3 protein-coding genes and 1 pseudogene are annotated in these 5,500 nt (G+C 40.8%); 1 reads left to right on the plus strand and 3 read right to left on the minus strand.

Annotated elements, in window-relative coordinates; all coding sequences use genetic code 11:
- Positions 1-307 precede the first annotated feature (307 nt).
- Positions 308-598, minus strand: a complete 291-nt coding sequence (locus tag LC574_RS24225; RefSeq protein WP_229456103.1) for a hypothetical protein — start codon at positions 596-598, stop codon at positions 308-310.
- Positions 599-1,149: 551 nt separating this feature from the next.
- On the opposite strand from LC574_RS24225, the gene LC574_RS24230 reads away from it, so the two are divergent.
- Positions 1,150-2,721 (plus strand): S8 family peptidase, encoded by a 1,572-nt coding sequence (locus tag LC574_RS24230; RefSeq protein WP_229456104.1) that lies wholly within the window; start codon positions 1,150-1,152, stop codon positions 2,719-2,721.
- 584 nt (positions 2,722-3,305) lie between these two features.
- Here LC574_RS24230 and LC574_RS24235 read toward each other — a convergent pair.
- Together LC574_RS24235 and LC574_RS24240 are read right to left on the minus strand one after the other, a co-directional pair.
- Positions 3,306-4,802: an HlyD family efflux transporter periplasmic adaptor subunit gene (locus LC574_RS24235; protein ID WP_229456105.1), complete on the minus strand. Its 1,497-nt coding sequence runs from the start codon at positions 4,800-4,802 to the stop codon at positions 3,306-3,308.
- A gap of 240 nt (positions 4,803-5,042) precedes the next feature.
- Positions 5,043-5,438, minus strand: a pseudogene (locus LC574_RS24240) (SDR family NAD(P)-dependent oxidoreductase); the annotation flags it as partial.
- Positions 5,439-5,500 lie beyond the last annotated feature (62 nt).

Consider the following 5,500-nt stretch of genomic DNA (forward strand, 5'->3'; position numbering starts at 1 on the left):
TCTGCTAATCGTGCTGTGTTCCTAATTGCTCGTCGCTTTGCTCTGCTCAAGCGTGGTGATTTGATTTTGGTATTGGAGCAAGGCGTGATTGCTGAACGTGGTACTCACTCACAATTGTTGCAACAAAAGGGTTTGTATTGGTCATTATATCAACGGCAGCAAGCAAACATTTAGTAGATTTAACTAGCTTTTAGCTTGTGCCTACTTGACATCTGGAGAATAGCTTAAGGATAGTTTTTGGCGAATGGAGTTATGCTTCATTCGCCATTGGATTTGGTTGCAAACTCAGCAACTAAAGCATTTAGGATTATTGCTGAGTAACCATTACAAAAGTTTCATAACTTGATATATTACTCTCGACAGAACAGGCAAGAAGATCGCCTTCACTACACCAGATGATTAATGTACTTTTAATTTTACTTAATCTGTCGCATTCGACTATATCTTTCTCCTTGTAGCATTTATCGACAGCAGCGATACCTAATTGATAGGCAAGTTCTGTATTGTGCGTACTAGGTGTTTGTCCATTAGTACCAGCTAGACCGCTAAAGGTAACTGTCATTGTAACTAAAGTAGTAGTTAAGATAGACTTTTTCATCTTATGTAGCTATTTGTAAATTTAATTAAGTAGTTTTGATTATATTGCCAGCAATTATTATCTTGATAAAAATAATAATTATTTATATAGGACTTGGATTTGATTTATGAAAACATACTGAAACTGAAAAGCCCGTTTTAAGACAATACGGTTCAGTTAAGCCGTAAAAATAAATTTGCGTAGGTTGGGTTGAGGAACGAAACCCAACATTTTCGAGCATTTGTTGGGTTTCACTTCGTTCAACCCAACCTACAATTATCCTTAACTAGCGATCGCAGTAGTTTTAAGAGTAGTAACAGTCATAACGTTTTCTTTTCATTACATTAGTGTCCATTAATACACTTTAAAAATTTAAGATTCACTTGATAAATTTATTCTTAATAAAAACCACAGTTATCAGAATATTTTTTGGTAATAAAATTAGCATTTTTTGATGAAATTTCATAGTAATTATTGAGAATGGGGCTTATTCACACATTGAAATCTTCTTATAAAGATTTTAAAGCTTCAAACTGTCAAACAACGATTGCTATCTTTGAGAAAAAATACTTATGCTCATTGATGATGTTAATAACAATGTGTTGTCAACTAAACAGCCAAATGTCACTTCAATCTCTTCATTAGATAGCTTTAATACGAAAAATGACTACAGCCTCAACTTCAGCATAAGTAGTAGCTACAACTCAGCCGATGCTGATGTGCAGTTACTAAATAATGATGACTCCGAAAATAGCAATAACGCTACTACTAATGCTTTTAGCACTCAAAATTATAACTCCACCAATGGCTATGGCTTGCTTAATTCAGCAGCAGCAGTGGCTAGAGCAATTGGTCAGAATACCTTTGCTGATGTTCGTGATCTTAGTGGTAATAATTGGGGAGCAGACCTTGTTAAAGCACCGGAAGTTTGGACACAAGGATACACAGGTAAAGGCGTTGTTGTTGCTGTTGTAGATACTGGGGTTGACTATAACCACGAAGATTTAAAAAATAATATCTGGACGAATAGCAACGAAATTGCAGGTAACAGTATAGATGATGATGGCAATGGCTATATTGATGATAATTACGGCTGGAACTTCTCTGATAAAAACAACAACACCCTAGATAACAACGGTCATGGCACTCATGTTTCTGGCACGATCGCAGGAGAAAATAATAACTACGGTGTCACTGGTATTGCATACAATGCCAAAATTATGCCCGTCAAAGTTTTGAGTGAATCTGGTTCTGGTTCCTATAGTTCCATATCTAAAGGTATTCGCTACGCTGTGGATAATGGAGCTAATGTGATTAACCTCAGTTTAGGAGGCACATTTTCCAATAGTACTTTAGAGTCAGCCATTGACTATGCCAGCAGCAAAGGAGTGATTGTCGTCATGGCAGCAGGTAATAAAGGTGACTCATCACCAGACTATCCCGCTCGCTATGCATCCAAGTCGGGAATTGCCGTTGGGGCTGTGGATAAAAATAATAATCTGGCCGACTTCTCTAACCGCTCTGGAACGGATGAAATCGCTTACGTCACAGCCCCAGGAGTCAAGGTTTACTCCTCAGTTCCGAATAATCAATATGGCACTTATAGCGGCACGTCTATGGCTGCTCCCCATGTTGCTGGTGTAGTTGCCCTGATGCTTAGTGCTAACCCCAACTTAACTGATGCCCAAGTCCGTCAGATTGTGACAGAAACCGCAGAAAATAGTACACAAACTACAAGCTTTAGTTTTAATCATTCTAATGTCAGTTCTTTAGCGAGTCAGGTGATTGCAGACACAGCAGTAAATAATACACAAACTACAATCTCTAGTTTTAATATTTCCAATGTCAGTTCTCTGACAAAGCAGGCGATGTCTGATGACAACCTGCTACGCATCGACGTACAAACGGTAAATTATCTGACACCACAGACTCTTGCTAGTTTTAATAACTCTGATGTCAGTTCTCTAATCGATGATGCAATTACAGAAAAGGTAAAATATTTGACACCATTTGAAGGTAATAACGGATTGGCCAATCCAGAATTATGGTCGCAATTCCAAAACTATGAGAACACTCTGGGCAGCATCAATGTGGATAGCAATGAAGATGAGAATAATCTTGATTTTGGCAAATTACTAGAGTGAATGCAAAAACAAATATAGCAGTTCTCGTTTACGTGAGGTACATCCGTAGGGGCACAGCATTGCTCATTGGTGTCAACTTAAGCTAAAAATCGCTTATCTGTTGGCTTCCACGCCCGCCCAGAAATGAATTTCAGCGGCTCATAGCTAAAGTCTCAGGACTTACGCAAAAACTCTCTGCAACTCTTATTCCTTTGTGTCCTTCGTGCCTTCTCTGCGAGACGCTACGCGAACGCGGTTCGTTATTCCGTGACTCATGCGTAAGTCCTAAGTCTACTAAAGTAGACTAAAAATTTTTCGGATTATTTAGTCATCTTTAGATGACTTTCGCTATTAGCAAGGAACTTCAGTTCCTTGCGGGACACCAATGAGCAATGCTGTGCCCCTACACCTCACGATATAATGTTGTACCGCATCTGGATGGGAACCGCCATAACTCAGTATAGAACATTCTTGGGTATCGCTTGAAAATTATTTTGCGAAGTGCGATCGCTCGTCTATCGTCAATGAATGTAGGGGTTTAGCAATGCGCTTTACCCCTACTCCTACGGTGTTATGAGGTGACAAAATAAGGAGAGGCTACAAACCTACCTAACGGAAAATGCCTCATTAAACCGCCGCGTCACAGGCTCAGTGATGAATGTCAAAATTGACTTTTTACGAGTGACAATTTCACCTGTAGCAGACATACCTGGTGTAAATTCTACTTCTTGACCCCGCACGTTAACTGAGTGTTTACTTAGCTTAATTCTGGTGGGAAAAACTAAGCCTAATTCTTTATCAACAATTGCATTCGGACTGACTTGCATAACTTCTCCATTCACAGTGCCAAATTCCTGAAAGGGGAAAGTTGCCATTTTCACTTTTGCCTTCATTCCTTGACGAATAAACCCAATATCGCGGTTGAGAACTTTCACCTCTAAAAGCATTTCTTCCCCTTCTGGCAAAATTGACAGCAATTCTTCACCTGATTGCACTGGTCCCTTAGTAGCTTTAACTCTGTAAATTGTACCGGCAACAGGAGCCTCAATTGTTTCTAAAGCTTGCTGCTTCCTTGCCTGTTCTAATTGACCTTGAACAGTTGTCAGTTCTTCTTTACGCTTGTTGAATTGGGTCAAAATTTCACTTTGGCGTTCTGATGCTACACGCTGGGCTTGACTGCGTGCAGCATTGTAAGCTTGTTCTGCTTGGCGAATTTCTTGGATTTGGGCAGAAATATCTTTTTCTAATGACGTGACTTTATCTTGAGCCTCTGTTATTCTATTCTGGGCGTTAATCACTTCATCTTGCGATCTAGTGATTTCTGTCTTTGCACGAGTTAATCTTTCTTGGGCATCCAAGTAATCGACACGAGGTACTGCACCAGGAGTCATTAGGCTGCGTAGGCTTTTTTCCCTTTCTTCGGCAAGCGCCAAATTACTTTCAATTTTAATTCGGATGCTATCTGCGTTAGCAAGGTTGGTTTTGGCATTGGCAACGCTGCTTTTGGCATTAACTAAGTTGTCTTGCAACCGAGTCAAACGGACTTTGGCTTGATCTATGAGTGCTTGTTGGCGATTTGCTTCTGCTTCCGCTCCTGCTTGACGCGCTTGGAAGTCTTGCAGGCGAGAACTTAAAAGTTCATCTTGCAATTTTGTTCCAGTAGTTTTGCCTCCGGTGCGTTCTGCATCCAAACGTTGCAAATCGTCCTGAATCAATCTAGAAGATTTGGCTAGGCGGGAAACATCGGTTATTTGCAAGTCTGGATCTTTTTGAATCAGAACTTCACCTTTAGTAACGCGATCGCCTTCTCGCACTTTAACAGCAACAATTGACCCCCCACCCAAGGATGTCACCGGTCTTACCTGTGTGGAAGCGATTAATTCCCCTGGTGCTGTTGCTACTTCATCGATTTGCGAGAAGTACGCCCAGGCGATCGCTCCAAATACGATGACGCTCATCGTTCCCGCTAATAATCTAGTGTACAGAGGTGGCAATTCCTGTACTGCCTTCCCCAATTCATAAGTAAGTTGTTCCTCTGGTTGGGCGAATCGCTCTTTTGTCTGACGTGCTTGAGCAGCATTTACAGCTAGGGAAGATTTCATAGAATTTGGGAGTGGGGAGTGGGGAGTGGGGAGTGGGGAATGGGGAGTGGGGAATGGGGAATGGGGAATGGGGAATGGGGAATGGAGAATGGAGAATGGGGAATGGGGGAATGATTTATTGTTTGTTTATCATGACTTATAGTGTTTTTCTTCACCCTACTCCCTATTCCCTACTCCCCACTCCCCATTTATAGTGTTTTTCTTCACCCTACTCCCTATTCCCTACTCCCCACTCCCCATTTAAACTGCTAGATAACGCCGCAAAAAACTTTCTAATGTCTCCAACTGGAAGTTATAAATCGCTTCCAAATTGGCAATTTCATCTTTTGTACAGAAAAATTCATTTGCTAGCAATGTGCGATAAGTTCCTAAAGCTTTTTGAATTTGGGGATTAATTAAACCCAATACACTCTGTAACCCATCAACGGCAAATAGTGGTGAGTTAATTATTACTGGCTGTTTGTTGAAGATCCGACCAAAAATCCGGGGAATATCTTCTCGTAATAAAATCTCTGGCCCTCCTACTGGGAAAATTTGGTTACGAGCGCCTTCAACTGTCACAGAATCCACCACTATCCTTGCTAAATCATCGGTACTGACAATTGAGGTACGGTTTTTGCGATCGCCAATGAGCAGCCAGTAATAATTAACTCACCACTATTTGCCGTTGATGGGTTACAGAGTGTATTGGGTTTAAT

The sequence above is a fragment of the Nostoc sp. CHAB 5715 genome, from assembly GCF_020829685.1.
Lineage (GTDB): Bacteria > Cyanobacteriota > Cyanobacteriia > Cyanobacteriales > Nostocaceae > Nostoc.

Coding starts and splice junctions, on each gene's coding strand:
- LC574_RS24225 (WP_229456103.1), bottom strand. CDS start 598: ATGAAAAAGTCTATCTTAACTACTACTTTAGTTACAATGACAGTTACC.
- LC574_RS24230 (WP_229456104.1), top strand. CDS start 1,150: ATGCTCATTGATGATGTTAATAACAATGTGTTGTCAACTAAACAGCCA.
- LC574_RS24235 (WP_229456105.1), bottom strand. CDS start 4,802: ATGAAATCTTCCCTAGCTGTAAATGCTGCTCAAGCACGTCAGACAAAA.